The sequence below is a fragment of the Holdemania sp. Marseille-P2844 genome (genome assembly GCF_900120005.1).
In the GTDB taxonomy this organism is placed as follows: domain Bacteria; phylum Bacillota_I; class Bacilli_A; order Erysipelotrichales; family Erysipelotrichaceae; genus Holdemania.
Genome location: NZ_LT635453.1, coordinates 312,746 through 338,874, shown reverse-complemented (window position 1 = coordinate 338,874; position 26,129 = coordinate 312,746). Strand labels below are relative to the sequence as shown.

The 26,129-nt window shown below is 51.1% G+C and carries 20 protein-coding genes, 1 pseudogene and 1 other annotated feature; of the genes and pseudogenes, 9 read left to right on the top strand and 12 right to left on the bottom strand.

The window, feature by feature from the left end; genetic code table 11:
* The first annotated feature begins 117 nt into the window (after positions 1–117).
* A complete protein-coding gene (locus tag BQ7364_RS14210) occupies positions 118–885 on the top strand; it encodes an ABC transporter ATP-binding protein (RefSeq protein ID WP_072685318.1) in 768 nt (255 codons plus the stop codon).
* The gene (locus BQ7364_RS14205) at positions 882–2,900 is read left to right on the top strand and encodes an FtsX-like permease family protein (protein ID WP_072685317.1); all 2,019 of its coding nucleotides are present in this window, start codon (positions 882–884) and stop codon (positions 2,898–2,900) included. The genes BQ7364_RS14210 and BQ7364_RS14205 overlap by 4 nt, the downstream gene beginning before the upstream one ends.
* A gap of 342 nt (positions 2,901–3,242) precedes the next feature.
* Here the strand turns inward: BQ7364_RS14205 and BQ7364_RS14200 are convergent, their stop codons facing one another.
* The 8 genes from BQ7364_RS14200 to BQ7364_RS14165 form a co-directional block, all read right to left on the bottom strand.
* Entirely contained in the window at positions 3,243–4,007 is a 765-nt protein-coding gene (locus BQ7364_RS14200; protein WP_072685316.1) for a helix-turn-helix domain-containing protein, read from the bottom strand.
* A gap of 420 nt (positions 4,008–4,427) precedes the next feature.
* Entirely contained in the window at positions 4,428–6,287 is a 1,860-nt protein-coding gene (gene ftsH, locus BQ7364_RS14195; RefSeq protein WP_072685315.1) for an ATP-dependent zinc metalloprotease FtsH, read from the bottom strand.
* Entirely contained in the window at positions 6,284–6,718 is a 435-nt protein-coding gene (locus tag BQ7364_RS14190) for a MarR family winged helix-turn-helix transcriptional regulator (RefSeq protein WP_072685314.1), read from the bottom strand. The genes ftsH and BQ7364_RS14190 overlap by 4 nt, the downstream gene beginning before the upstream one ends.
* Before the next feature lie 112 nt (positions 6,719–6,830).
* Positions 6,831–7,397, bottom strand: coding sequence for a hypothetical protein (locus BQ7364_RS14185; RefSeq protein ID WP_072685313.1), 567 nt, complete (start codon positions 7,395–7,397; stop codon positions 6,831–6,833).
* Positions 7,398–7,527: 130 nt separating this feature from the next.
* The gene (locus BQ7364_RS14180; protein WP_072685312.1) at positions 7,528–8,097 is read right to left on the bottom strand and encodes a hypothetical protein; all 570 of its coding nucleotides are present in this window, start codon (positions 8,095–8,097) and stop codon (positions 7,528–7,530) included.
* Between the two features lie 165 nt (positions 8,098–8,262).
* The gene (locus tag BQ7364_RS14175; RefSeq protein WP_072685311.1) at positions 8,263–9,549 is read right to left on the bottom strand and encodes an ABC transporter permease; all 1,287 of its coding nucleotides are present in this window, start codon (positions 9,547–9,549) and stop codon (positions 8,263–8,265) included.
* Positions 9,536–10,255, bottom strand: a complete 720-nt coding sequence (locus BQ7364_RS14170; protein WP_072685310.1) for an ABC transporter ATP-binding protein — start codon at positions 10,253–10,255, stop codon at positions 9,536–9,538. The genes BQ7364_RS14175 and BQ7364_RS14170 overlap by 14 nt, the downstream gene beginning before the upstream one ends.
* Positions 10,252–11,922 (bottom strand): efflux RND transporter periplasmic adaptor subunit, encoded by a 1,671-nt coding sequence (locus BQ7364_RS14165; protein WP_139248648.1) that lies wholly within the window; start codon positions 11,920–11,922, stop codon positions 10,252–10,254. The genes BQ7364_RS14170 and BQ7364_RS14165 overlap by 4 nt, the downstream gene beginning before the upstream one ends.
* Before the next feature lie 252 nt (positions 11,923–12,174).
* Here BQ7364_RS14165 and BQ7364_RS14160 point away from each other — a divergent pair, with 252 nt between their 5' ends.
* Complete coding sequence (locus tag BQ7364_RS14160; protein WP_072685308.1) at positions 12,175–14,457, top strand: sensor domain-containing diguanylate cyclase; 2,283 nt, start codon at positions 12,175–12,177, stop codon at positions 14,455–14,457.
* A gap of 241 nt (positions 14,458–14,698) precedes the next feature.
* Here the strand turns inward: BQ7364_RS14160 and BQ7364_RS14155 are convergent, their stop codons facing one another.
* The gene (locus tag BQ7364_RS14155; RefSeq protein WP_159432819.1) at positions 14,699–15,727 is read right to left on the bottom strand and encodes a MerR family transcriptional regulator; all 1,029 of its coding nucleotides are present in this window, start codon (positions 15,725–15,727) and stop codon (positions 14,699–14,701) included.
* A 304-nt stretch (positions 15,728–16,031) separates the two neighbouring features.
* Between BQ7364_RS14155 and BQ7364_RS14150 the strand changes: the two genes are divergently transcribed.
* The 3 genes and pseudogenes from BQ7364_RS14150 to BQ7364_RS14135 all read left to right on the top strand — a co-directional run bounded on the left by BQ7364_RS14150 (position 16,032) and on the right by BQ7364_RS14135 (position 20,459).
* Positions 16,032–17,846 (top strand): FAD-dependent oxidoreductase, encoded by a 1,815-nt coding sequence (locus BQ7364_RS14150; protein ID WP_083538619.1) that lies wholly within the window; start codon positions 16,032–16,034, stop codon positions 17,844–17,846.
* A gap of 229 nt (positions 17,847–18,075) precedes the next feature.
* Positions 18,076–18,951, top strand: a pseudogene (locus tag BQ7364_RS14145) (DUF89 domain-containing protein).
* Positions 18,952–19,046: 95 nt separating this feature from the next.
* Positions 19,047–20,459, top strand: a complete 1,413-nt coding sequence (locus BQ7364_RS14135; protein ID WP_072685305.1) for a S10 family peptidase — start codon at positions 19,047–19,049, stop codon at positions 20,457–20,459.
* Between the two features lie 189 nt (positions 20,460–20,648).
* Here the strand turns inward: BQ7364_RS14135 and BQ7364_RS14130 are convergent, their stop codons facing one another.
* Both BQ7364_RS14130 and BQ7364_RS14125 read right to left on the bottom strand, forming a co-directional pair.
* A complete protein-coding gene (locus BQ7364_RS14130; protein WP_072685425.1) occupies positions 20,649–21,209 on the bottom strand; it encodes a YdeI/OmpD-associated family protein in 561 nt (186 codons plus the stop codon).
* 91 nt (positions 21,210–21,300) lie between these two features.
* Positions 21,301–21,618, bottom strand: a complete 318-nt coding sequence (locus tag BQ7364_RS14125) for a hypothetical protein (protein WP_072685304.1) — start codon at positions 21,616–21,618, stop codon at positions 21,301–21,303.
* A 186-nt stretch (positions 21,619–21,804) separates the two neighbouring features.
* On the opposite strand from BQ7364_RS14125, the gene BQ7364_RS14120 reads away from it, so the two are divergent.
* Positions 21,805–22,245 (top strand): hypothetical protein, encoded by a 441-nt coding sequence (locus tag BQ7364_RS14120; RefSeq protein WP_072685303.1) that lies wholly within the window; start codon positions 21,805–21,807, stop codon positions 22,243–22,245.
* Between the two features lie 141 nt (positions 22,246–22,386).
* On the opposite strand, the gene metG is transcribed toward BQ7364_RS14120, so the two are convergent.
* Positions 22,387–24,315 (bottom strand): methionine--tRNA ligase, encoded by a 1,929-nt coding sequence (gene metG, locus BQ7364_RS14115; protein WP_072685302.1) that lies wholly within the window; start codon positions 24,313–24,315, stop codon positions 22,387–22,389.
* Positions 24,316–24,351: 36 nt separating this feature from the next.
* Positions 24,352–24,560: a binding site (T-box leader), on the bottom strand.
* A 138-nt stretch (positions 24,561–24,698) separates the two neighbouring features.
* Between metG and BQ7364_RS14110 the strand changes: the two genes are divergently transcribed.
* Both BQ7364_RS14110 and BQ7364_RS14105 read left to right on the top strand, forming a co-directional pair.
* Positions 24,699–25,418, top strand: a complete 720-nt coding sequence (locus BQ7364_RS14110; RefSeq protein WP_200798809.1) for a prepilin-type N-terminal cleavage/methylation domain-containing protein — start codon at positions 24,699–24,701, stop codon at positions 25,416–25,418.
* A gap of 230 nt (positions 25,419–25,648) precedes the next feature.
* The gene (locus tag BQ7364_RS14105; RefSeq protein ID WP_005946711.1) at positions 25,649–25,891 is read left to right on the top strand and encodes a hypothetical protein; all 243 of its coding nucleotides are present in this window, start codon (positions 25,649–25,651) and stop codon (positions 25,889–25,891) included.
* The last annotated feature ends 238 nt before the right edge of the window (positions 25,892–26,129 follow it).

The window sequence follows — 26,129 nt, the reverse complement described above, 5'->3', positions numbered from 1 at the left end:
CCTTTGCGCATCGTGACAGAAATGTTCGATTGCCCGGGAAATTGTTCGTCAAGTCGATGGAGCGAATTTCAGCGCTGCGATAAAATGGGATCAGATGAAAGAAATGAGGGATGCAAAATGGAACTGCTGCGAGCAGAGAACATTCAAAAAGTATACAACACCCGCGCCGGAGGCAAACCGTGCCGCGCGCTGGCCGGAGTCAGCTTCTCCATAGAAGCCGGGGAATTCGTCGCGATCATGGGCGCGTCGGGATCGGGCAAATCGACCTTGCTTAATATTCTGGCGACTTTGGATACGCCGACCAGCGGTGAAGTCTATCTGGAAGGTCAATCCATGAAACAGATCAAAGGAAAGGATCTGGCGGCCTTCCGGCGGGAAAAGCTGGGCTTCGTCTTCCAGGATTTCAATTTACTGGACACCTTCACTGTCCGCGACAACATCCTGCTTCCGCTGGTGCTCAGCCGCACGCCGTTAGCGGAAATGGAACGACGGTTAAAACCGGTCGTTGCCAGTCTGGGCATTGAACCGCTGCTGGAACATTTCCCGGTCGAGATTTCCGGCGGTGAAAAGCAACGGACTGCAGTAGCACGGGCGGTCATTACCGAACCGCGCTTAATTCTGGCCGACGAGCCGACCGGGGCGCTGGACTCGCGGTCATCTCAACAGCTGCTTGACATTTTTGATCAGCTGAACCAGCAGGGACAGACGCTCTTGATGGTGACGCACAGCTCGCTGGCAGCCAGCCATGCCCGGCGGGTGTTGTTTATCCGCGACGGCAGGCTGTTCGCAGAATTATGCCGCGGCGATCAGTCTCAGCAAGTCTTCTACGACCGGATTACCGCGTCGTTGTCCATGGCGACGCGGCAGGATGGGGAGAGCTTATGATCCGCTATGCTTTCCGTCTGGCCTGCGACAATCTGAAACGCGGTCAAAATGTGACGCTGCCGTTTTTCATCGCCAGTACCGTCACGGTGTTTCTGCATTTTCTGATCATGACGATGATGTTTAATCCGCATGTGCCGGAAATCCGCGGCGGCGCGACGCTGGCCTTTATTTTCCAGCTGGGCGTGTTCGTCATCACAACCTTTGCGATTCTGTTTATGATCTCGATCCATCAGATGCTTTTAAAAAAGCGGAAAAAGGAATTGGGCTTATATACGATTCTGGGCATGGAAAAGAAACACATCTCTTTGATTTTATGTTGGGAAAACTGGATTCAAACACTTGCTTCCTTGGGATTGGGACTCCTTTTGGGACTGGTCGGCGGACGCCTGATCTGGATGATCCTGTTAAGGATACTCAACAGTCCCAACGGCCTGCCCTACGCCTTTTCCTGGACTGCGCTGGGCTGGACGGCCGCTGTTTTTATCGGCTTGTTTCTGGCGACCACCGCCGTTTCACTGTTTCAGATTCATCGGCTCAATCCGATCGAGCTGCTTCACAGCGAAAAACAGGCGGATAAACCGGTGCGTTTTCTTGCCGTTAAGACGGTGTTCGGCCTGATCTGCCTGATCGTGGCCTATGCCGTCGCCTTGTTCACCAACAATATGTTTACCGCGTTGATGGTCTTTTTCTTCGATTGCATGCTTGTCATCTTCGCGACCTCCATTCTCTTTGAATCCGGCACGACATTCTTTCTGCGCTGGCTGAAAAAGCGGAAAACGTTTTATTACAAGCCTGACAACTTCGTCGCGGTGTCGATGCTTTCCCACCGGATCCGCCGGAATGCTTCCAGCCTGACGACGATCTGCATCCTCAGCACGATGTTGTTAGTGACGATGGGCGGCTGCGCAGCTTTGTTTTTCGGCGAGGATAATGCGTTATCAGAATCCAATCCGGATGATCTGACCTACACGCTCAGCGAGGAACTGACTTCTTCTCAGCGGGATGAAATCACCGCGGCTGCGGCCGAGCTGGCCGAAACGCATCATGTCACACTGGAGGATGTCCAGATTTACAGCTATGGCGAAGCGTATTCCAAACTTATTGGTTCTACGTTGGGAACATTTACCGACAACGACTATCTCGTCGGTTTCCGCAGTGCGGTGATCGACTATGGCTACGATATCTTTCTGATTCAGAGCGATACCTACCAGCGGATTACCGGTCAGATTGCGGCGCTGCAAAATGATGAGCTTCTGATCCTGACGGGCAACGATCAGATTCATCTTTCAGCATTAACGATTAATGGAAAAACCTATGCGGTCCGCGATATCCAGCGCAGCACGCCGTTCACTCAGCGCAAATACAACAACGGCGGCGGCACGAATTCATCGGATTCCAGCGAGCTGTTATTCCTGGTCTTCGCGGATGAAGCGGCGATGCTGCCGGTTCAGGATTATCTGCAGGAAGGGAAATGGGAAACCAGCACACGGATCGGCGTGAATTACAGCGGCACATTGGAAAACCGCACGGCGTTTTACGAGGCGTTGAACCAACGTGTCCGCGGATCAGGCGTTCCGATTCAATTTGCCACCTGTCTTGACTACGACCGGCAGGAATTCAAAAGCATGTATGGAGGACTGTTATTTGTCGGCGTGTTCTTCTCCGCTCTGTTTTTAACGGCGACCGTGCTGATCATTTATTTCAAGCAGATCTCGGAGGCGATGGACGATCGTGAACAGTATATCCTCCTGCAGAAAGTCGGCATGGACGAACAGGAGGTATCCGCAACGATCAACCGTCAGGTCATGCTCGTCTTCTTCCTGCCGCTGATTACCGCTTTGATTCACACCAGCTTCGCGACGCCGCTGATGCAGACGCTGTTAGTGGCGCTGAAACTGACAAATCCGATCTTCACCTATGCCTGCGTCAGCGTATGCGCTGTGATCTTCACGATCTTCTATCTGATTTTCTACCGCATGACTTCGCAGATTATCAAGAAAGAAGTGGCGTTCTGAGTTCACTGTTAAAAGACTTTAAGCTTCTTCGTTTGGTAAATTCCGGCAATCCTTTGAAATTCAGGATCAGGTGATAAAAACTCCCGGCTTTAAAATGATTCCTTCTTGGGGAATCGACCGCTTTCTGGCGGACTTCATCGTCGGGAGTTTTTTATTTTCATATGCCGATCAGCCATAGCAAGCGGGCAGGAATAGAACGGTTCAAAATTTCGTTTCCTGCCCCTTTGCGTATTGGATATCCGATTTGTGAGCGCCATCGCTTTTTATAACACTTTTCCTCAGACCAGAAACAAACCGGAAGCAATATCGGCAACTGCATCGCTGACGAATCATAAAAGCTTTTTATTCATATTTCCTTCCCACGTAGATCATCGGGATGAACAATCCTCCAAGATAGATCAGAAGCAGAACGATCTTCACAGGCCAAGGATCACCATTGAAAAGAAGCATCAGAAACTCATATACCACCGGCATCAGCACCAGTGAACCCAGCGCCCAGTTGCGGCCGGCATTCATGATCGGCAGCCAGTTGCGATTATTAAAGTAAATTCCAACGAGATTCATTCGGAAAACGCCGTTGCTGTAACTGCTGATTTTATTCTCATCATAATAGGCGGGCAGTTTTTCCCGCGCGAACAGACAAAAATAGAGGCCAAAGATCACGCTGAGCAGCTCCACGAGTAATAAATCATTGAACATCCTGGAAGAAACCAGATGAAAGTGCAGCAGCATCCCTATTTCTCCCGCGGAAACCGCAAGACAAAGCAGGAGAAGCAAACCGTTTTTCTGACGGCGTTGCTTCCGCGGCTGCGGATCTTCCTCGCCCATCGTTATTGCTTTTGTTACAAGCTTGTCGACCTGATTGGCGCTCATCGGTTCCGATTGGGGAATTCTCCGGCATTCCAGCAGCTCCGCCACGCTCACATCGAGCGCCTGAGCCAGCGGCACTAACAGTGTGATATCCGGCATATTCAAACCGCGTTCCCATTTACTGACCGCTTTATCTGAAATCATGAGCTTCTGTGCCAGCTCTTTTTGCGTCATTTGTTTCTGTCTTCGCTGATCGGCAACGAACGCCCCGAATTGTTGCTTATCTAATTCAAACATAACTTCCTCCTCCTGCCGTTATTCTATAACAGAAGTTGAAAAACATCGACCGACGGGTGGTTGAGTTGTGCCATTCCCGGGTTTTTAGCAGGAGATCAACCGAAAAGATCAGGCGTGATTTTTGAAAAGAGAGCTGAAGTCTGCCAAACTTGACATTCAACTTCCACTCTTCTAAAACTTGTTATTCCTTAGAAAGACAAACTGGCCAACCTGAAAATTTGCCCATCAGGTTTTGAAATTATTATAGAAAAATAAGAACAGGTATCTTCTGAATATCAATATTCCTTGTACGCAATTTTATCATGCGAATTCAACTAAAGCCTGAATAAATTTTATATTTATTCAGGCGGTAAATAGCTTATACAAAAAAGATTGAACCCCCGGCATGCCATGATGCGTCAGGTTCAATCTTTCTTTTCTTTATTCCGCGCTCGGCTGCGGCAGCGCCTTCAGCTGTTGATGCCGGCTGAAGATTTCCATGAATTCCTCCCCGGTAATCGTTTCCTTCTGAAGCAGATATTCCGCTTCCTCATGCAGCAGCTGCGCGTTGTCCTCAAGAATCTTCCGGGCTTCAACATGCGCGTTCTTGATGATCGCCATGACTTCCTTGTCGATCAAGGTTGCCGTTTCATTCGAACAGACCAGCGATGCGTCGCCGCTCAGATACCGGTTGTTCACCGTTTCCAGCGCCGTCATGCCGAACTGATCGCTCATGCCCAGCTGGGCCACCATCGCCCGCGCCAGCCGGGTCGCCTGTTCGATATCGTTGGATGCGCCGGAGGTGCAGATATTGAACATGAATTCTTCCGCCGCCCGGCCGCCGGTCAGCGTGCGGATCTTGTCCAGAATCTCATCCTTGCTCATTAAGACGCTTTCCTGCTCCGCCACCTGCATCGTATACCCCAGCGCTCCATTGGTATGCGGGATAATCGTAATCTTATGCACAGGCGCGGAATTCTTCGACACCGCGGCCACCAGGGCGTGACCAATTTCATGATAGGCGATAATCCGTTTTTCCTTTTCGGAAATAACCGCTCCTTTGCGTTCCTTCCCGGCGATCACCGTGTCGACCGCTTCGTCAAAGTCGTGCTGCATGACCTTGGAATGTCCGTTGCGCACTGCCGTTAACGCTGCTTCGTTGACGATGTTCGCCAGCTCTGCGCCGGAAGCGCCGGAGGTTGCCAGGGCGATCGTACGGTAGTCGATGTCACTGTCGACGACGATGTCCTTGACGTGAACTTTCAAGATTTCTTCGCGGCCCTTTAAGTCCGGAAGTTCGACAGGAATCCGCCGGTCGAACCGCCCCGGTCTCAACAGTGCTTTATCCAGCGTTTCCGGCCGGTTGGTCGCCGCCAGGATGACGACGCCCTTGCTTCCATCGAAGCCGTCCATTTCCGCTAACAGCTGATTCAATGTCTGTTCGCGCTCATCATTGCCGCCCATGCCGTTGGCGCTGTCGCGCTTTTTGCCAATCGTATCAATCTCGTCGATGAAGACGATGCACGGCGCTTTTTCCTGTGCCTGCTTAAACAGATCGCGGACCCGCGCGGCGCCCATGCCGACAAACATCTCCACAAATTCCGAACCGGAGATTGAGAAGAACGGAACGTTCGCTTCGCCCGCCACCGCCTTGGCCAGCAGCGTCTTACCGGTGCCCGGCGGCCCGACCAGCAGCGCGCCCTTCGGCATCTTTGCGCCCAGCTTCTTATATTTATCCGGGTTGTGCAGGAAGTCGACGATCTCGCTCAGCGCTTCCTTCGCTTCATCCTGCCCCGCGACGTCCTGAAACGTCTTGCCCGTTTCCGCCGACACATAGATTTTCGCGCTGGATTTTCCAAACGTCATCGTGTTCGCGCCCATTTTCTTCGCCAGCTGTTTGGAAAACAGCTGACCGACGCCCAGAATGACGATGATCGGCACCAGCCACATCAACATATCCATTAAGAAGGAATTCTGCTGCGGAATGACTGCGGTGTACTTTGCGCCGCTCTGTTCCAGCCGCTCTGTCAGCGTCGTGTCGTTGGGCATAATGCCGGTTACGAACACATTTTTCCTGTTGTCCTTGATCGTGTAGGCGATCTTGCCGGTCTGGTTGTCCACTTCTACCTCGTCGACCTGTTTTTCATCCAGAGCAGCGATCAGATCGCTGTAGTCGACTTCCTTGATCCGCTGGTTCTGGATCATCGGCGTCACGAACAAATTGAACGCCATCAGCGCGATCAACATCACGAAATAATAGTAAATTAACGGTTTCTTATTTTTTGGTTTTTCTGTTTTCATAAATCCTCCCGATCCAGGAACTCGTTTAACTTGCGTAACCCTGAATTGATTTCATCCAATTCCTCCGCTGTCATTTTCAGCGAAATCTGATCACTTTGGAGCGCGATCTGATGATCGCAGTCGCGGATCAGCTGCAGTGATTTCTCTGACAGACAGATCCGTACCGTGCGCTGATCCTGTTGGGAACGCACGCGATGCAGAAAGCCGTTGCGTTCCAGCCGCTGACAGATCGCGGAGATATTGCTGACGGTCATGCCGGCCGCCTCCGCCAGATCGCAGATCCGCTGACCGTCTTCTTTAAACAGCTCGATCATCACGACCGCCTGCGGACCAGTCAGGCCCAACGGTTCGTACAGTTCCTTCAGGCAATGATGCAGGCGCATATTAATCTGCCGCAAAAGCGACATCATTTCCATGACTTGCTCGCTCATAAATCCTCCATTTCTAAATATTCAATGCATTGAATATCTATCTGTTGAAGATTATAGTTCCAGTCCTGGTTTCTGACAAGCCTTCTGCCTCACTTCACACAATCTCACAAATTCACTCCATTTTTTCCGGCAGATCTTCCAGCCGCACTTTCCGTTCGCCGAGCTTCTCCGAGAACAGGATTGCCGGATTCTGCGTTTTTAAAAACGCCATGACGGTCTGAGCGTCTTGATCGTGCTGCAGCTGAATCAAGGTTGTCCTGCGGCCTTGAGCATTGATCTGCAGCTGACATGGAGCATACAGCTTCTCCGACTTCCGCAGCGGCACCTGCGCGTAGCTGCACATTGTGATTTCATCATAAGTCCCCTGGACGCCCTGCCTGTTAAACCAGGATATCCAGCGGTCTTCGAGAAAGAACGTCGTATCGACCTGCCGGTAAAGCAGCCGCTGTGGTCCCCGCAGGCTTTGGGTAAAGCGCTTGACCTGCCCCAGCTCATGCACCGCCTGGATTAAGCGAACCGCCAGTGCCGCCAGAAAGACAACGATGAACAAGCTGACGTAAAGCGATTGACTGATCCAGGCCAGAATGGCCGCTGCAACCAACAAAAATAAATAGAACATCAGCGCCCGGCTGTGTTTTTTGACGACCTGTTTCTGAATGAGTTCCGTGATGTGTTTCATTACCATCACCTCCGTTATTGTCATTGTATCATATTTTTCTTATTTCTCGTATTCATTATTCTTTTCTTATACAGATTCCGGAAAGTGTACAAAAAAACCGGAGGATTGTGAACATCCATTTCCCCCGGTTTCATTCATATTCAGGCAGTTCCGCCAGCGTCAGCGGTTTGGCTGGGATTTCGTAATAGACGACGATCGCCGGATTCACGGTTTTGAGAAACCGCAGCACGTTCATGCAATCGTCCTTGCGTTCCAGCGCGAGAACGGTATAGCGCTTGTCGCGGCAGTTGATCTGTAATTTCCAGCTGCGTTTTCGGCTGTCAAATTTCATCCGTGAATTTTCGTTGATCTGATTGAGATAACAGTTCTTGATCTGTTCGTAACGCACGCATAAGCCTTTTCCGCGGTACCAGGAAATCAGCTTGTTGGGCAGAAAAAACGTGCTGTCCGCCTGCCTGCACAACGGCAGGGATTCGTTCAGATCGAGATCCCGGACAAAGCGTCTGGCGCGCACCTTCTGAACCCATGCTTCCAAGCCGGCCAGACCGTCGATGATCAGACTGGCAAAAAACAACAGCCACAGCGTTCCGCTGAAAAAGGAAATCGTCAGCGTCAACAAATTGAGCGTCAACGCGAAGCCCAGCTTCTCCCATGGTTCCGCCATGGCTTTGCGAATTAAACCAGCTTCGATCCGCTTCATGATCGTCATCTCCTTTTTCTTTATTATAACAGGAAACAATAATCAGGGTTCTGGTCTTTCTGGTAAATTCACAATTCAATTCGGAAATTGGACAGTTCTTACATCTTTGACTTGCATTCAGACTTCATGAAATCCGCTATGGTTCAATCGAACTGGATTTTCCAATTATTCATAGCGCAGCGCGTCGATCGGATCGAGCTTCGCCGCTTTGTTCGCCGGATAGTACCCGAAGAAAACGCCGATCACCATACTGAAGCCGACCGCCAGGGCACAGGCCGCAGCCGACGGCTTGGCGGGATAGCCTAACAAATTCGCCGCGCCTGCGCCCATCGCCACGCCTAATAAAACACCTGACAGTCCCGCGATCATGCAGATGATCATCGCTTCGATGATAAACTGGATCCGGATCGCCAGGTTCGGCGCGCCCAGCGCTTTGCGGGTGCCGATCTCACGGGTTCTCTCGGTGATGCTGACCAACATGATATTCATAACGCCGATCCCGCCGACCAACAGACTGATTGCCGCGATACTTGCAATCGCGACCTTGACGGTGTCCAGCATCTCGGTCATCGTTTCCAGCATTTCCTTCATGCTCAATGCGGAAATGGTATAAGAATCGTTATGCGTATAAAAGCTGGTGAAGAATGCCTCGGTATCGCTGAGCAGCGTATCGACGTCCTCGCCTGCCGCGCCGACGACCGTGACGGACTGATAGCCCTGGCTGGCCTGAGTGATTTTCTTCGCCGTGGCAACCGGAACATACATCGAGGTCGAAAGGTTATCGCTGTCCGAGAGCGCCGCCATCATGCTGCTGGAAGTGTCATAATGGTAAATTCCGACGACATAGAACACCTGCACGTCGTTGTTGAGGCTGACCTCCAGTTTTTCGCCCATCGCCTTCTCAACGGAACCATACAGCTTTTCCGCCAGATAGTCCGAGATGACGGCCGAACGTTTAGTCTGCGTATTGTCCTTCTCATTGATAAACCGGCCGGTGATCATATCCAGATCCTCGACAGTCAGGGCGTCGGGATTAACGCCGCTCACGCTGACGCTGCCGGATACCCCGGCCTGACTGATCGTGCCGCTGCCGACGTTCTCTGAGCAGGATAGCGCTGTGATCCGGCTGCCGAACAGCGAGCGGTATTCCGTAATCATCGCTTCCGAGATCAGGTCTTCCTCATCGGGATTGCTTGGGCCGAACATCAACACCCGGCCGCCGCCATCGCTGTTGGAAGACGTGCTGCTTTTTTTCTGCAGCGATACGGTGATGTTGCTTGCGCCCATCCCCGACATACTGTCGGTAATCGAACCGGTCAAGGAGTCGCCGACGGTCATGATCGCGATGACGGCGCTGATGCCGATGATGATGCCCAGCATCGTTAACAGCGAGCGCATTTTATTCGCTTTCAGGCTGGACAGCGCCATCAGGATATTATCAAGCACGCCCATGGACGCCCGCTCCTTTCCGAACGTTGACGATCTGACCGTCGCGCAGCGTAATCACGCGCTGGGTTTCCTCCGCCAGCTCGGGATTGTGGGTGATCAGCACGATCGTTTTGTGTTGTTCCTCGTGCAGCTTGTGAAACAGATCCATGACGACCCGGCTGGTCGCCGTGTCCAACGCGCCGGTCGGTTCATCGGCCAGGATCAGTGAAGGATCGTTCGCCATCGCCCGGGCGATCGCCACCCGCTGCTTCTGGCCGCCGGAAAGCTCGTTGGGCTGGTGTTTTTTCCGCTCGCTCATCCCGACCAGATCGAGCAGTTCTGCCGCCCGTTGGGATCGCTCGCGGGCCGTCATCCCGGCGTACAGCATCGGCAGCTCGACATTTTTCAGCGCGCTCATCCGGCCGATCAAATTGAAGGTCTGAAAGACGAAGCCGATCTGGCGGTTGCGGATGTTTGCCAGTTCTTTATCCCCGGCCGTCTGGATATCGACGCCATTGAGCTTGTAGTGGCCTTCCGTCGGCCGGTCCAGCGCGCCCAGAATGTTCATCATCGTCGATTTGCCGCTGCCGCTTTCGCCGACGATCGCGACGAACTCGCCCGGTTCCACTTGCAGGTCGATACCGTGCAGAATTTCAAGCTCGTTGGGCTTGCCAATGGAATACCGCTTGACGATGCCCTGCATCACGATAACAGGCTGAGCCGCACTCATCCGTTGCCTCCCCGGCCGCCTGGCGCTCCGCCGCCGTTTCCGCCCGATCCGCCGGCAGGCATCTGACCGGCAGGCATTTCTCCGGAAGGCATCGCCCCGCCCATGTCGATCTGCATGCCGCCGTTCATTTGAACCGGTTCGCTGCTTTCGCTGCCGCTCACCTGAGCTTGTTTTGGGTCTGCGCTGCTGCGCACCTCCATGCCCTCGCTCAGTTCAGCTGAGCTGATTTCCACATAATAGTCGTTTTCCTCCCCGGTTGTCACGACGACTTCTTTAAAGATGGCGTCACTGCCGGAACCGGATTCCTTGACGAACACGATGGATTCTCCGGCGTCATTGGTGCCGATGGCGTCGATCGGAACGACGAAGACGTTATCCACGGTGGACTGGATAATCTCCACCGTGGCGTTGATGCCGACATAGAGTCCGCTGTTTGACGTCGTGACCGTCACCTCGGCCGGGAATCCGCCGTTTTGCGAAGAAGCGGTTGGCGAGATTTGTGTCAGCGTCCCTTCGATTTCGCCTTCGGTGGCGTCCGTCGTAATCTTGGCGTTCATCCCCAATTCGACGTTTTGAATTTCATATTCCGGAATCGTCACCGTGATTTTCAGCGCGTCTGTGTCCTGAATCGTCGCGATCGTCGTGTTGTTGGTCGCCATTGATCCGACTGTGACGTTGATCGCTGTGACCTTGCCGGCGGTTTTAGCAGTCAGCGTGCAGTTTTCCTTCTTCTCATACAGATCGTTGAGCGTATCGCTGGAAGAAGCCTTTGTGACGGCTTCTTTGGCGTCCTCGACTTTCGTCTGCCAGCTGTCGCGGTTATTGCGGGCTGTATTCCAGGCGGTAAGCGCGGCGTTGTAGGCGCTTTGGGCTGTATTGTAAGCCGCAGCCAGAGAGTCGTAATTCATCGCCGATTGGGCGGATTTGAGATCCTGCTGAGCACTGTCGGCTTTCGCTTTCGCGTCGGCAGAGGTCTGCCTGGCCGTGTTGTATGCCGACCCGGCAGGGCAGGCTGTATCTTCCAGACCCGTGCAGGTCCCCTCGCTGATCGCGCTGTTCAACGTGGAAAGCGCCTGATTTTCAGCTTCCACCGCACTTTGATAAGCCGCCTGTGCCTGATCGACATTGGCCTGGAACGCATCGACAGAGCTGCGCGCGGATTCATACGCCGTCTTTGCGCTGTTCATTGCGCTTTCCTTCTCTGCCAGCGTGTTCCAGGCACTGTCTGCATCGCTTTGCGCCCAGGACAGATTTTCTTCTGCCGAAGTCAGTGAATCCTTCGCGTTGTCGATGTTCTCCTGTAAGCTTTCCAGTGTCTTCTCAATATTCTTGTCGATTTCCTCTGTATCCAGAACACAGATGATATCCCCGGCTTCCACCCAGTCTCCGACCTGAACCGGAATTGATTTGACCGCCAGCGATTGATTGGTTGTCACATTGGAGACCGACGCGCTTTCCACCGTGCCGGTCAGGCTGATCGAATTGTTCAGCGTCGTCTTTTTCAGCACCGTTGTTCGAATAAACGACGCCTGCGTTTTGTTTTTTCGGGTTGTCCCCTGACGGGAAAAATAAAAACCCCCCGCCCCAGCCAGACAAAGACCAATCGCCAGAATCAGTGTTTTCTTTTTAGTCCAATGCAGGGATTTCAGTGAGAATTGGAATTTCATTTCATCACGCTCGCTTTCCACACTCTAATAAGCATCGCTATTCTCCCATGGGAATGTGAATTGTTTTTGAATAGTTCATGATAGTAAACTGAATTTCCGGCGAAGCTTTGGCGAAGACCGCAGATTCCCTCGTTTTTGAGTTCTTTCGACAAAGATTGCATTTTAGCCTTTCCGCTCTTTTGCAAAGTTGGGAAATGGTGTACACTTAGGATAATGAACATATCGCTTAACGTTGAAGAAAGGATCGTCCACATGAACAATTCGGAATTCTCTGGCGAACCGCAGGTTTTTTCCCTCATTCAGGCGTTATTTGTCGACAACGACTGGAACTGTTTAGAATCGCTGCTGGATGAAAACGTCCAATGGCACGCCACAGAACCGCCGCAGGACTATGCCGGCCGCGAACAAGTCCGCAGCCATATTAAAAATCAGATGTCGCGGCATCACGAAACCTTAATCTGTACGACGACGCCGATCAGTTCGGTTTTAAACGAACGGTACTGTTTGACCACCGTTAAGGCCCTGCTGCAGGGAGAAGAATGTCATTCGCTGATCCTGACGCTGATCCGCGACCAAATCCGCGGGAAATTCTGTTTCGTCCAGATCAGTCCGGCTCAGATCGCTTCCAGCGCTTATCAAAATCAGGAATTGTCGTTAACATTTCTGCCGGATCAGATGCCGGGCGGTATTTTTCACTGCTTGTTCGACGAACCGCTGACGCTCTTGCAGACCAGCGACAGCTTCCTGCAGCTGACCGGCTACACCCGGGAAGAAATCCGTTCTGAGCTGCACAACAGCTTCCGCGCCTTGATCGATCCGCGTGATTTTGAGAATACGCTCGCCGAGGTCCGCGAACAGCTGCGTCATGGCTGCGATAAGGAACTACAGTTTCGGCTGCTGCGCAAAAACGCCGAGCCGATCTGGGTTCTGGATAAAGGACGCTATCTTCAAGACGAATGGGGGCGGCAGTATTTCTGCTGCATTCTGGTCGACATCTCCGAATCCAAGCGAATTGCCGAGGAATTCCGATTAAGCCTGCAGCGTTATGAAATCATCATGAACCAGACGCAGGATATTATTTTTGAATGGAATATTCCAACGGATGAACTCACGTTCTCCGAGAACTGGAAGCAGTATCTGGGATATCCGCTGCAGTTGACGGTATCCGGACTGCTGGATGAAAAGAATACGAATTTTTATCCGGAACAGCGGCATTTATTCACTGATTTGTGCTGCCAGATCCGCGCCGGCCGAGCCTACATCGAAGATGAACTGCAGCTGCACAACGCCCAGCATCAGCCGGTCTGGTTCCGGATCCGCGTGACTACGCAGCTGGATGAAAATCAGAAACCCGTCAAGGCGATCGGTATTCTATCCAATATCGACGAAGAAAAACGACGGTCGCAAAGACTGCTGGAGAAAGCGCAGCGCGATCCGCTGACGCAATATTATAATAAGGAGACGGCGCAGACGTTAATTCAGGAATGGCTGACCACCCAGTCGACGCAGAATGCCTTAATGATCATTGATATCGACGACTTCAAAAGGGTCAACGATACGCTCGGCCATCTGTTCGGCGACGCCTTCTTAATCGAAGCGACGTCCCGGATTCGCCGGCTGTTTCGCAGCGAGGATATCCTCGGCCGGGTCGGCGGCGACGAATTTCTGGTTTTCATGAAAAATATTCCCTCCAAAGAACAGGTGGAAAAGAAGGCGCGGCAGATTATCGACGCCTTCCAGTCCATTGAACTGCGCAATCAGAAGATCCTGAAAGTATCCTGCAGCGTCGGCATCGCGATGACCTCGCCCGTCAATCCGGATTTCCATTACTGGTTCCACCGTGCCGATCAGGCGCTGTATTCGATGAAAAGCAAAGGCAAGAACCAGTTCGCTTTTTACAATCAGCTGGCTGATGAGAACGCGTTTTTCCCAATGGTGGAGGGCGCGTCGGCCGTCAATGCCCGGATCGATTCCAACACGAGCAAAACCGACGAGACGCCGCAGATCAGCGAATTCATTTTCAACAAGCTTTACAACGCGCAGGACCTGGAACGCTGCATTCAGGAAATTCTGGGGATCATCGGCCGGCATTTTGACGTCAGCCGCGTCTATATCTTTGAAAACAGCGACGACGATCAGTTCTGCACTAACACGTTCGAATGGTGCAATCAGGGCATTCCTGCGGAAAAAGAGAATCTCCAGCACATTTCCTATCAAGAAGACCTTGAAGGCCAATATCTGAAAAACTTCGATGAAAATGGAATTTTCTATTGTCAGGATATTCACACCCTGAACCCGGCGCAGATCCGCCTGCTGGAACCGCAGAAAATCAAATCCATGCTTCAATGTCTGATCAAGGACCGGGGCCGGCCGCGGGGCTACATCGGCTTTGATGAATGCCGGGAAAAGCGGCTGTGGGATCAGGTTCAGATCAACGTGCTGACCTATGTTGCGGAAATTCTCAGCGTCTTCCTGCTGAAGAAACGGGCGGAAGACCGGATTCAGCAGCTGGAATCCCGAATCAAAATAAAATAAAAAAAACTCCCGTGCCGCCGCTTCAAGGGCTGCGTCCCCGCCTGTCTGGTCAATCCGGAATTCCGGATCCATGGCAAGCGTGCAAAGGCAGGGAGTTTTTATTTTGGATAAGCCGTTATCCATTGAACAGTTATCCATTGAACAAACGTAAGGAGTAAGCGTAAAGAAGACTGCTTTTAGAAGTCAGGCATCTTCAGTTTCCGCACAGAGTGACAGGAAAAAACAAAAGAACGATGAGGCACTAGCTTTCCAGCAGCCGGCGCTGCTGATCGAGCGGCAAAATCATATACAGGCCCATTTCAAACGTGTAAAAGCTGACCAGTCCCGGATACCCGTTGAGATCGAGCTTCCCGTCCAAAACCAGCAGCAGACGCCGGTAGAGTTCCTGTTCCGTGCCTTCGAGCAGTTCATGGCGCACGCTGGCCGCCAGCCGCTGCATGTTTTTAGTATAAGTCAGATACTCGCAGTTATATTCGCCGATCAAATCGCCTAATGGCCCGTTGACAAAGCGAACCAGCGGCAGCGTGACTTTTTCATAGTTCATTTTCCAATACGCCTGATCCAGCGGATTTTCAGCCATCTTCCGCAGCTGATCAAGAACCTGCCGCTTCAACTTCGCAAACAACGCTTCATCCATCGTTAAGATGGCCCGGGCGGCATAATAGCGCAGACGTGCATCGTTTTCAATTTGTTCAAATTCCAGCGCATAAATAATCCGGGCGACATAACGCAGCGATCCTTTCAGATCCTGCTGCGCCTGCTCGGTAATCTTTCCCCACAGAAACAGCCTATATTCGCTTTTCGGCACGTTTAAAAACGAACTCCAGATAAAAATTGATATCATGCGGGCATCCTGATCCGGGCAGACCAGATCAAGCATCGACTGATCCGCCTCGCTGGGCGCCGTCGGCCGGCTGATCTGTTCCGTCAGATCGTTAACATTGTACTGCGGCGGCAGTTCCGTCAACAAGGAGGACAACGACCGGATCAGCCCCAGCTGCCGCAGCAGCTGCATGCGCAATCCGGCAAGCTGCTTATGCAGACAAAAATTCGTCATGCTTGGATGACTGATCAAATTCTCCACTTCACCCACGGGAATATTATATTGTCTTAGAAAAGCGATGATCCGCAGACTGTCGACATCCGCCTCGCTGAAATCCAGATAATTATTTTCCGTGCTGCGGCGGGGATGAATCAATCCCTGGTCAATATAAAAGTAGATCGCTTTTTTGGTCAGACCGGTCTGCCGGCAGACTTGTTGAATCCGCAAGGGAATCACCTCTTCTCTCTCTGAATCGTTATCCCGGTTCCTGCCGAAAACTGCCGGCTGGCGCAGTAATAGCGCATCGGATCCGAAATGGAGAATGGATCCGGAAATCAGACAACAAAACCATCCTCTTAGGGAACGGTTTTGTTCGGATTATTCTGTGAAAGCGCTGTAAATATTCACATAGTTGTCCTTTTTCTTCATTATACACTAATCTTTGACCGCATAAAAGTAGGGATTGACCTTCCTGCGACAGGACATTGTATAATCACTTTGCGAAAGCCTTAACAAAAAGGAGTGGAAAGAAATGAAGAAACAAGCAAGCAAGTTTGCGGCGCTGCTGATGTGCGGAGCGATGGTTCTGTCGTTGGCAGCCTGCGGCGACAGTGGTAAGAAAACCGAACCAAGCCCGGACGCAGCCGCCAAACAGACCTACACAGCCGGCACCTACACGGCAGCCGCGCCCGGCATGAAGGGCGACGTCACCGTGGAAGTGACAGTCAGCGAAGACGCGATTACAGACATCGTCGTCAAAGATCATCAGGAAACCTACGGAATCGGCTACGGCCTGGAAACTTCCCCGGTTGAAGTTCTGCCGATGCAGATTGTCGAAACTCAGTCATTAGGCGTCGACAACATCACCGGCGCCACGATCACCACCGCGGCGATCAAAACGGCAGTAGCCAGCGCTGTGACCGAAGCGGGCGGCGATGCGGAAGCATTGAAAAACGTTCCGGTTGAGAAGACAGCTGAAGATGTCACGCTCGACGCAGACGTTGTCATCGCGGGCGCCGGCGCAGCCGGTCTGGCGGCCGGTATCGAAGCTTCCCGAGCCGGCGCGAAAGTCGTCATTCTGGAAAAGCAGGGCGTTACCGGCGGCGCGACGACGCGCAGCGGCGGCAAGCTTCTGGCAGCCGGCACTGAATGGCAGAAGAAACAGGGATATGAAGACACCCCGGATCAGTTGCTTGAATACATGAAAACCATGGCCGGCGCCGATCAGCTGGATGAAGCAATGGTCAAGGCATTCTGCGACAATTCGGTTGAAAACATGACGTGGCTGGAAGACATGGGCGTGATGATCTACGACGTGGAAGCCATCCATCAGTCGCTGACGCCGTGGCGCGTTCATAACACGACCAATGCGGCAGGCCATCATGGCGGCGGCATGACCGACGGCTTCGGCGGCAACATCACAGTGCCGATGACGGAAGAATATCTGAAAAACAACGGTGAGATTTTCTACGGCACCACCGCTGATACCATCCTGAAGGATGCGGACGGGGCGATTATCGGCTTAAGCGGAACCAAAGCTGACGGCAGTAAGGTGACTGTCAATGCCAAAAACGTCATCATCGCTACCGGCGGATATGCCAGCAATCGTGAAATGACAAGCCGGTATGCCGCTTCGATCGGTGATAAATATGCAACAGGCGTTCCGGCCGGCAACCTCGGCGACGGCTTGAAGCTGGGCGAACAGGTCAACGCCAAGATTTTTGACGCTCCGGAAATTCAGACAGTTTACCTGAACTACTATTCCGGCGTCGGCATCAACGAAGAAGCAGGTCTGATCCTCAATGGCAACGGCGAACGGGTTGCCAACGAATATACCTATATGTATCATGTCGCGGACGCGATCTTCAAATCGGGAACGGATCACGGCTGGTACATCGCCAGCGCGAACGAAACTGCGCCGACTGTCCAGTATGCGCTGACGCTGGATTCCACGCTGAAAGCTTCCTCACTGGAAGAACTGGCAGGTTTAATGGGCGTTGACGCCAAGGTTCTGACGGATCAGGTTACCCGTTACAACGAGCTGTGCGCCAAGGGTGTTGACGAAGACTTCGGCAAGCCGGCGGAAAAGATGATCCCGATCGAGGGTGACACTTACTATGCCTTGTCGATGAATCCAAGCGTTACCGTCAGCTTCGGCGGATTGACAACGGACATCAACGCTCAGGTTCTGGATACGGAAAACAATCCGATCCCGGGTCTGTATGCGGCAGGCGAAGTTGCCTTCACCGGACTGTTCGGCGACGAATATCCGTGCTGCGGCATGGCCATCGGCGGCGCTGTCTACTATGGACGGATCGCAGGTCAGCTGGCTGCGGCTAACAAATAATCCAACGTTTAAAAGTATTCAAAGTGGCATGTGTCCGGCGGATTTCCCCCGGACCTGCCGCTTTTTTATGGCGTCAGTCCATGACGTCCACCTGATGTCATGGCAGGTAGTTCAGGCTGACTCGATTAACGCGTCAGTCTGTCAGCTGACAGTCCGGGGTTGCCTCTTCCAATCTGGTTCCGGTATACTCAAACCAGAATCTGACAAAAAAAACGAAAGAAGGTAAATCATGAAAATCCAGGAAGCATGTCTGCCCTGTCTGGTATCGCTGGGCGTCCGCTGCGCCGCCCTGATCCCCGCCGCTTCCCGTCCCGCTTTCTACCGCGATTTTTTCCACACGCTCGCCAACGTTGATTTTGATCAGCCCGCGCCTTTGGCCATTGGCCTGCTTTACCGCCTGATCAAGCAAAAAGCAAAAACCGGGGATCCCTACGCTTCACTTCGAAAACAGGTCAACACACAGGTGGCGGCAGAAATCCCGGCGCTGATCAGGCGAATCCGCTCGGCAGCCGATCCGTTTGCGGAAGCACTGCGGCTGGCTGCGCTGGCCAACAGTTTCGATTTTAATCCGCTTCATCAGCCAGATTTCACGCAGATGCTTCAGGATTTCCAACATGTCCTTCTGAGTTCCTCTTCACCCTTTAAGGAAACGGACACTTTCCGGCAGGATCTGATCCGGGCGCAGACCGTTTTGGTGTTGGGCGATAATTTCGGTGAAGTGATGATCGACAGGCTGCTTCTGGAACAGATCCGTATTTTGAATCCGAAACTACAGCTTTATTATGCCGTGCGCGGTTGTCCGGTTGTCAACGATGTGATCGCTGCCGATGCTCGGCAGGCTGGAATCGAACGATGAGCAACAATAATAAGCAGCGGCGACGATACGCCCGGCACGCTGATTGCGCGGACTGGCGCAGAATTCCAGACCGTTTACCGTCAGGCCGACGTCCTGATAAGCAAAGGTCAGGCCAACTTCGAATGCCTGATCGATCAGCCGGATAAAAACCGTTACTTCCTGTTAAAAGTCAAATGTGCCGTTCTCGCGGAACGCACCGGGCTGCCCTCAGGCACACTCGCCTGCATCCACGCTCCCGTTCAGTTATAGCGCACGTTCGCTCTGAACCGACTTCCCTGCTTGTCATCCGCTTCCGCCGTGGTGTATACTAAAAATTAAGCAATCAGAAAGTGGGGGAGAAATCCATGAGAATTGAAGAATGTCTTGAAAAGTCCCGTTTTGAATCGCAAGGCTCGGTCGTTTTGAACGGTCAGACGATCCCATACCGCACCGTCAGCGAAGATAATTTCTTTGTCGATGAGGAAGGGCAGCCGACCGCAACGATCTTTTCTTACGCGTATTTCCGCAGCGATGTTGCGAATCCGGCAACCCGTCCGGTTTTGTTCGCCTATAACGGCGGTCCGGGGTGCTCCAGTTTATGGGTCCACGCCGGACTGTTTGGTCCGCGGCGCATCAAGCTGGAAGATGAGCTGCATCTGCCGACCGTGCCGCCCTTTGAGCTGGAAGACAATCCGCATTGTCTGTTGGATCTGTGCGACATCGTTCTGGTCGATCCGGTGGGCACCGGCTTCGGACGCCTGATTCAGGAAAAAGCGCGCGCTGAATTCTATGACGCGGATGGCGACGTGAAGGCAATGGCGATGTTCATCGAACAATGGCTGACCCGTTACAACCGGCGCAACAGCCCGATCCTGTTAGCGGGCGAGAGCTATGGCACCGGCCGTTCGGCTTTGTTAGCGGCGGAGCTGATGGGCGCGGGGCCGGTCAAACCGGATACGCTGGGGCTGTCCGTCAGCGGCATCATGCTTTTGGGCAGCACGTTCTTTGAAGCCAATCCGGCAGAACCGTCTGCCGTGAATCTGATCACGATGGCGGCAACAAATCACTATCATCATCCGGAAGGCAAACCGGATCGGGATGCTTTTATCGCTCAGGCCTTCGATTTCGCCAAAACAGAATACCTGAGCGCCTTGTTTCAGGGCGACGCGCTGCCGGAAGCAAAACAGGCGGCCATCGCGGAAAAACTGACGTATTTCACCGGCATTGAAACCGAGTTCTGGATTCGCCATCATCTGCGGATTGATATGCAGAAGGAATTTGCGCATCTGTTGTTAAAGGATCAGGGACTGGCCGTCGGTTTCTATGACGGCCGCTATACCTGGAAAGACGATCCGGCGATCCGGGATGCCAACGTCATTGCGGATGATCCGGCGATGGGCCAGTACACGCCTGCCTTCCAGACCGCTTTCGCGCTGATCTGCAAGGAGCTGAACATCAGTTTCAACCGCAGCAGTAAGGGACTGGTCTTCGACGTCAACGAAACGTGGCAGCGAAAGTCGAAATCCTCGCCGGCTCAGGCATTAGCCGGAGCGATGCGGCGTAATCCGAAGCTGCGCGTCTTCTTTGCCAGCGGTTTGTACGATCTCTGCACGACGGCCGGCAACGCCCGTTATCTGGCAACACATTCTCATTTAGATCCAAGCCGGGTTGTGATCGGTGAATATCCGTCGGGTCACATGGCCTATCTGGGAGAAGAAAGCGCGAAACTGCTCGGAGCGGATATGCGGGCATTTTTCACTCAGGCGATTGGAAAATAAATAGTCAATTTTGATTCCTTCATCAACCGGTCAATTCGTTTTAAAGTCTTGCGAAAGACTGGCGTTCTTTTGACGCCAGTCTTTATTTAATACCGATCCGCCGGTTCTTTATAGTCCATGAGAAAACGCTGCCATTAAATCATTGAATCTGACAGCGTTTTTTCCTGCTTGTTTAATTTTACTTCTCTCTCACATCGGTTTTAAGTTCTTGTTCAGCCGGTCAACGATCCAGGCGATGCGCTTAACCCGCCCGGCTTCGGTTATAGGATCCAGGAAAGCGCGGGTATATGTTTTTTTAACCGACATGGACATCGCCTGGAAGTTGGAATAGGCTTGGGGATAAGCTTCCAAAACGGCGGAAAGCGACGCAATTTGTTCCTCGGTGACCGCCGCCGGTTTCGGCGCGTCCCATTGTCCGTTCGCTTTGGCTTCCGCAATCTTTTTCCGACCTGAATCAGTCATCCGGCCTTGTTCTTCCAGCATTTGAACAAGCTGCTTGTTTTTTTCCGACCACTTACTCTTCCCGCGGCGCTGCGAAAAGTATTTGCGATACGTTTTATCGTCAAGACTCTGCATCTGACCGTCAATCCAGCCGAAACAAAGCGCTTCTTCCAGCGCTTCGCCCGCTTTAATCGTTTTCGGCCCGCCTGCCTTGCCCAACACCAGCCAGATGCCTTCCTCAGATAAGCAATGGTCTTCCAGCCATGCCCTGAATTCTCCGCGCGTGGCGAATTGAAGTGTGTCGTTCATTTTCTGATCCTCCATTTCCAGCTTTTCATCAAGCGGACATCAGCGCTGTCCCTGCCGCGCGTTTTCTTCTTTTTTGAATCTGATTGAAAGTTCAATATTCCTGCGATGAAACGGAAACCTGACAGAATTCAAAATATTTTTTAACCGCTGTTTTTAAGGAAGCCAACCCGTTGTACCAGTCTGATCCGGCCTTGAAGTTTAAGGAACAGCGCAGCGGACGATGTTTCTGCCAGTCTTCCGTTGTATACGTTAGTTGATCCAGCAGGGAAGCACCCCCGTCTTTTCTGAATTCCAGATCAAGACTGACGTCCAGATTCTTTTCCACCCGCCGGCAGCGCTTGATATAGTTCTGAACGACAGCTTCGGAAACCAATGTCCGCAGCCATTTTGCATAATCGTCAATCCGCATGAGTTGATCCTCCCTCTCTCTGTTGGTTTGATTATATCATGGAAGTTCGCCGCCGGCTTATGATAATATAAAGTCAGAAGTCCTGTCTGACGGTCGCTCGTTAAACGCGGCTGCAAAGGTTCTGGATGCAAAGTCAGCTGACCGGCAGGATATTTACAAGAATTCACTTCGTCAAGGAGGACAAAAATGAAAAAAAGTATCGGCCTGAGTCTGAGTTTCATTCTCTTGTTTCTTGGATTTTGCGGCTTTAAAATCAAAACGACGGTTTCTTTAGAAATGCTCATTGCCAATTCCAGGATAATCAGCCTGACCTATTGTGAAATCATAACCAGCGATACAGCGTGCGAGCCGATTGAAATCACTGAGGAAGATACAATCAGGGAGCTCAGTCTGCTTTTTCAAAAAGATCGTTTTACCCGTACTCTCTTCTTTTCTCAGAAAACCGCTCATGAAATCCCCGTAAGAACAGGAAAATTGTTTCTCAGCGATGGAAATCAGACCTGGAATCTTGAGATCTACGGCGATCATACTCTTCGCCTTAACTATCAGGCTTATTCGACAGGATGGTTCAGCAATTCGACGGATTCCCTGCTTGATCGGATCGAACCGATTTACACGCAGTATTGAAAAACGGAAATTCGCAAAATTTTTTACAGGTGATAAAATCAACGTCATCACTGGCGATCACCTTCAAAAAAACGCAGCGTGAGAGAACTCTCTCATTCTGCGTTTTCTTTTTTCTTTATTCCAGCAAGGAATTCCTGAGACTTAGCGAACCGTGCTGCCGACCGGCAGCTTTTCAACGGAGAGCACCTCGATCTGATCCTCGCCCATTCCGGCTAAAATCATGCCCTGCGACTCGACGCCTCTTAACTTGGCCGGCGCCAAGTTGGTAATGACGACGACTTTCTTACCGATCATCTGTTCCGGCTTATAGCTGCCCGCGATCCCGCTGACAATCTGCCGCGGCTTTTCTTCACCGATGTCAATCTGAGACACCAACAGCTTATCCGCCTTCGGATGCTTTTCGCAGGACAGAACCTGTCCGACCTTCATTTCAATCTTCGCAAAGTCGTCGATCGTGATCTGTGGCTTCACCGGCTCCGCTGGTTTTACCGGCGCTTTCTTCGGCTGTTCCGCTTCGATCTTTTCCAGCATTTCCTTTTCGTCAATCCGCGCAAACAGAATCTGCGGCTTCGGCGTTACGTGAATCCCATCTTCCAGCTGACCGAAAGTCAGCACGGAATCATAGCTGCGCTGCTGCGTATTGAGCTGATCGAGAATGGCTTTCGACGTTTCCGGCAAATAACTTTCCAACAGAACGGCCGCAATCCGGATGCTTTCCAGCAGGTTATACAATACGGTAGCCAGACGATCTTTCTTCGTTTCATCCTTGCCCAGCGCCCACGGCATCGTTTCGTCGATATATTTATTGCTTCGGCGCAGCAGAGCGAAAATCTCGTCGATCGCATCCGCAACCCGCAGCTCGTCCATCTTTTTCTGAACATTCGCCGGCGTCGCTTTAGCCAAGGCGATCAGTTCGTCATCAATCGGATCGCTGACGTTCGCGTTATGGACTAATCCGCCGAAATACTTATTGGTCATCGACAGCGTGCGATTGACCAGATTGCCGAGGATATTCGCCAGATCGGAATTGATCCGCTCGATCATTAATTCATAGGTGACCGTGCCATCCTGAGCAAACGGCATTTCATGAAGCATGATGTAGCGCACGGCGTCGACGCCGAAGTAACGAACCAGATCGTCCGCATAGATCACGTTGCCCTTGGACTTGGACATCTTGCCCTCGCCCACTAACAGCCATGGATGACCGAACACCTGCTTCGGCAGCGGCAGATCCAGCGCCATCAGCATGATCGGCCAGTAGATCGTGTGAAAACGCAGAATATCTTTGCCGATCAGATGGACATCCGCCGGCCAGTAGTGCTTGAATTTTTCGCCATGATTGCCATCGCAGTCATAACCCAGACCGGTGATGTAGTTGGTCAGCGCGTCGATCCAGACATAGACGACATGCTTCGGATCAAAGTCGACCGGCACGCCCCAGGTAAAGGAAGTCCGGGAAACGCAGAGATCCTGTAAACCCGGCTTGATAAAGTTGTTGATCATTTCATTCTTGCGGGATTCCGGCTGAATGAATTCCGGGTGGTCTTCGATATGCTTCAGCAGGCGATCCGCATATTTGCTCATCCGGAAGAAATAGGCTTCTTCCTTCGCTTTTTCAACCGGCGCACCGCAATCCGGACATTTCCCATCGACGATCTGGCTTTCGGTAAAGAATGATTCGCAAGGCTTGCAATACCAGCCCTCATATTCTGATTTGTAGATGTCGCCCTGATCATACAGTTTCTTAAAGATCTTCTGAACCTGCCGCTCATGATCCGGATCGGTTGTCCGCATGAATTTATCGTAGGACGTATTCATCAGATCCCAGATTTCCTTGATCTGCCCTGCGACCTGATCGACAAACTGCTGCGGCGCTACGCCTGCGGCTTTGGCTTTGTCTTCGATCTTCTGGCCGTGTTCATCCGTTCCGGTCTGAAAGAAAACATCGTATCCCAACATTCTCTTATACCGGGCAATACTGTCGGCCAGAACAATTTCATAGGTATTGCCGATGTGCGGCTTGCCCGACGTGTAGGCAATCGCCGTTGTAATGTAATATTTTTCGCTCATGATAATTCCTCCTTTTTGATAATAAAAAAACGTCCCTGAAAGGACGCTGATTTCGCGCGGTACCACCTTACTTCATATCTTTTCGATATGCGCTTGCTTCTTAACGCGAAGTCACGTCTTATCCTACGCTGTTCGGATAATCAGTTCCAAGACCATGTTCGCTTCTGTTTTCTGTCCTGCTTTCACCGACTCAGGCTCTCTGATTCAGAAAATGGAGAAGCTACTCTTCTTTTCTCTACCTTTACGTTCTTAATTATAGTCACAGAAACTGCCGATGTAAAGCCTTAATCTCGTCTGTCAACGCTTTTTTCTTACGATTGTTTCACTGGTTCTCAATCGCTAAAGCATGATATAATGGTTATCAAAGAGGGATGTGTATAATTATGCAAAAACAAAAGAAGCGCGGTTTCACATTAATCGAGTTAATCGTCGTCGTTGCGATCCTGGTTGCTTTGTTACTCATATTGGTTCCAAGACTCACAGGCTTTACGTCCACTGCGGCTGAAGTCCAGTGTCAGCAGACACGGCAGAAAGTCATGGAAATGTACAATGCTTACCAGATCAAAGGTGAACCGGTGTCGATTGGGGATTTATTAAAGAACAAAGATGATGAATATTTTATTTCCACACCGAAATGCGCGTCGGGAGGAAAATTGACCGCAATCGAAATTAAAGGTGTCGTTACCTTAATCAAATGTTCAAAACATGGCAGCATTGCCAGCGATAATCTGGATTACACGCCGAAAGGAATTCAACAAACGATGATTTCCATCATGCAGGAATTTGTAAAAGATTCAGATCTCATGAAAGAATGTATTGGTTATATGAATAACGATCAAATACGTAAGTTTATGAAAAATGAAATTTATGGAGGGGACTGGCCTTCTTTGGAAAAGGGAGTCGTTGAAACAGCGAAATTGCCATCAGGGGACTATAAGATCCAAATCTGTTTCAATCATAAAAGCTCCTATAATAATCCTACCATGGACAATGCGATCATCTATGCTTCCACAATTCAAGAAGGAAATTGGAATACACGTCTTATTTATAATCCTGATAATAATAAATGGTATACCGGGTCTAATAATGCTCATGTACGGTAAGGAAGCAAGCAACCGAAAACAAGAGATAGACCGCCAGCACTACACTATTCCGAACCAAAGACCAAAAGATAAGCATTGTGGGAAAATCTAAACTTTTGGATTTTCCTACAATGCCGACTACGGCGGAATCCTTCCCACTCCTTATATCTTTATTTCCGTATACATTGAATTTGTATTTAGTAAATGCTATAATGTCCCTATTCAAATTATAAATGTGTTGAATTAGTTACATGTACATATTTTTTGTGCCGCATAAATACCCTGTTGAGGTTGTCGTTCTTTGTCCAGATGTGGAAACAATAAAAGGAAGGGAACGATACAGGGAGAAAACAGGCTATTCCGGCTTTACGGTTGAAACCTTATACGATACATTTATGCAGACAACACCACGGATCGGCTTTTGGCTGGACAATTCCAACCAAACACCACAGCAGACAGCAGAAACCATTCTGAACGCCAGAAAGTCGGTATGATTGTTACATATAAGGGGAAGAAAAATTTCTTTTAGGTACTTTCTTTCCTAAAACTAATGTGATATAATAGCATCATTCCAAAAAAGGAGTAAAAAATATGCGGCAAGGTATTCTTAAATAAAACTATAATCAAATAGTGGGAACAAAGGATTATGATAGTCCCTTTTGTGGGGGCTTGGTTTTTTGTACCCAATTTAAGAATACTTTTGCCTTATCAATTTTGACATATCCGAAAAAC

What these genes read in the sequence shown, in the direction of transcription:
- BQ7364_RS14205 (WP_072685317.1), top strand. Translation starts at nt 882, where the DNA reads ATGATCCGCTATGCTTTCCGTCTGGCCTGCGACAATCTGAAACGCGGT.
- BQ7364_RS14165 (WP_139248648.1), bottom strand. Translation starts at nt 11,922, where the DNA reads ATGAAATTCCAATTCTCACTGAAATCCCTGCATTGGACTAAAAAGAAA.
- BQ7364_RS14125 (WP_072685304.1), bottom strand. Translation starts at nt 21,618, where the DNA reads ATGCGGATTGACGATTATGCAAAATGGCTGCGGACATTGGTTTCCGAA.
- BQ7364_RS14105 (WP_005946711.1), top strand. Translation starts at nt 25,649, where the DNA reads ATGTACATATTTTTTGTGCCGCATAAATACCCTGTTGAGGTTGTCGTT.
- BQ7364_RS14120 (WP_072685303.1), top strand. Translation starts at nt 21,805, where the DNA reads ATGAAAAAAAGTATCGGCCTGAGTCTGAGTTTCATTCTCTTGTTTCTT.
- BQ7364_RS14110 (WP_200798809.1), top strand. Translation starts at nt 24,699, where the DNA reads ATGCAAAAACAAAAGAAGCGCGGTTTCACATTAATCGAGTTAATCGTC.
- BQ7364_RS14150 (WP_083538619.1), top strand. Translation starts at nt 16,032, where the DNA reads ATGAAGAAACAAGCAAGCAAGTTTGCGGCGCTGCTGATGTGCGGAGCG.
- BQ7364_RS14135 (WP_072685305.1), top strand. Translation starts at nt 19,047, where the DNA reads ATGAGAATTGAAGAATGTCTTGAAAAGTCCCGTTTTGAATCGCAAGGC.
- BQ7364_RS14175 (WP_072685311.1), bottom strand. Translation starts at nt 9,549, where the DNA reads ATGGGCGTGCTTGATAATATCCTGATGGCGCTGTCCAGCCTGAAAGCG.
- BQ7364_RS14160 (WP_072685308.1), top strand. Translation starts at nt 12,175, where the DNA reads ATGAACAATTCGGAATTCTCTGGCGAACCGCAGGTTTTTTCCCTCATT.
- ftsH (WP_072685315.1), bottom strand. Translation starts at nt 6,287, where the DNA reads ATGAAAACAGAAAAACCAAAAAATAAGAAACCGTTAATTTACTATTAT.
- BQ7364_RS14180 (WP_072685312.1), bottom strand. Translation starts at nt 8,097, where the DNA reads ATGAAGCGGATCGAAGCTGGTTTAATTCGCAAAGCCATGGCGGAACCA.
- BQ7364_RS14210 (WP_072685318.1), top strand. Translation starts at nt 118, where the DNA reads ATGGAACTGCTGCGAGCAGAGAACATTCAAAAAGTATACAACACCCGC.
- BQ7364_RS14185 (WP_072685313.1), bottom strand. Translation starts at nt 7,397, where the DNA reads ATGAAACACATCACGGAACTCATTCAGAAACAGGTCGTCAAAAAACAC.
- BQ7364_RS14170 (WP_072685310.1), bottom strand. Translation starts at nt 10,255, where the DNA reads ATGAGTGCGGCTCAGCCTGTTATCGTGATGCAGGGCATCGTCAAGCGG.
- BQ7364_RS14130 (WP_072685425.1), bottom strand. Translation starts at nt 21,209, where the DNA reads ATGAACGACACACTTCAATTCGCCACGCGCGGAGAATTCAGGGCATGG.
- BQ7364_RS14190 (WP_072685314.1), bottom strand. Translation starts at nt 6,718, where the DNA reads ATGAGCGAGCAAGTCATGGAAATGATGTCGCTTTTGCGGCAGATTAAT.
- metG (WP_072685302.1), bottom strand. Translation starts at nt 24,315, where the DNA reads ATGAGCGAAAAATATTACATTACAACGGCGATTGCCTACACGTCGGGC.
- BQ7364_RS14200 (WP_072685316.1), bottom strand. Translation starts at nt 4,007, where the DNA reads ATGTTTGAATTAGATAAGCAACAATTCGGGGCGTTCGTTGCCGATCAG.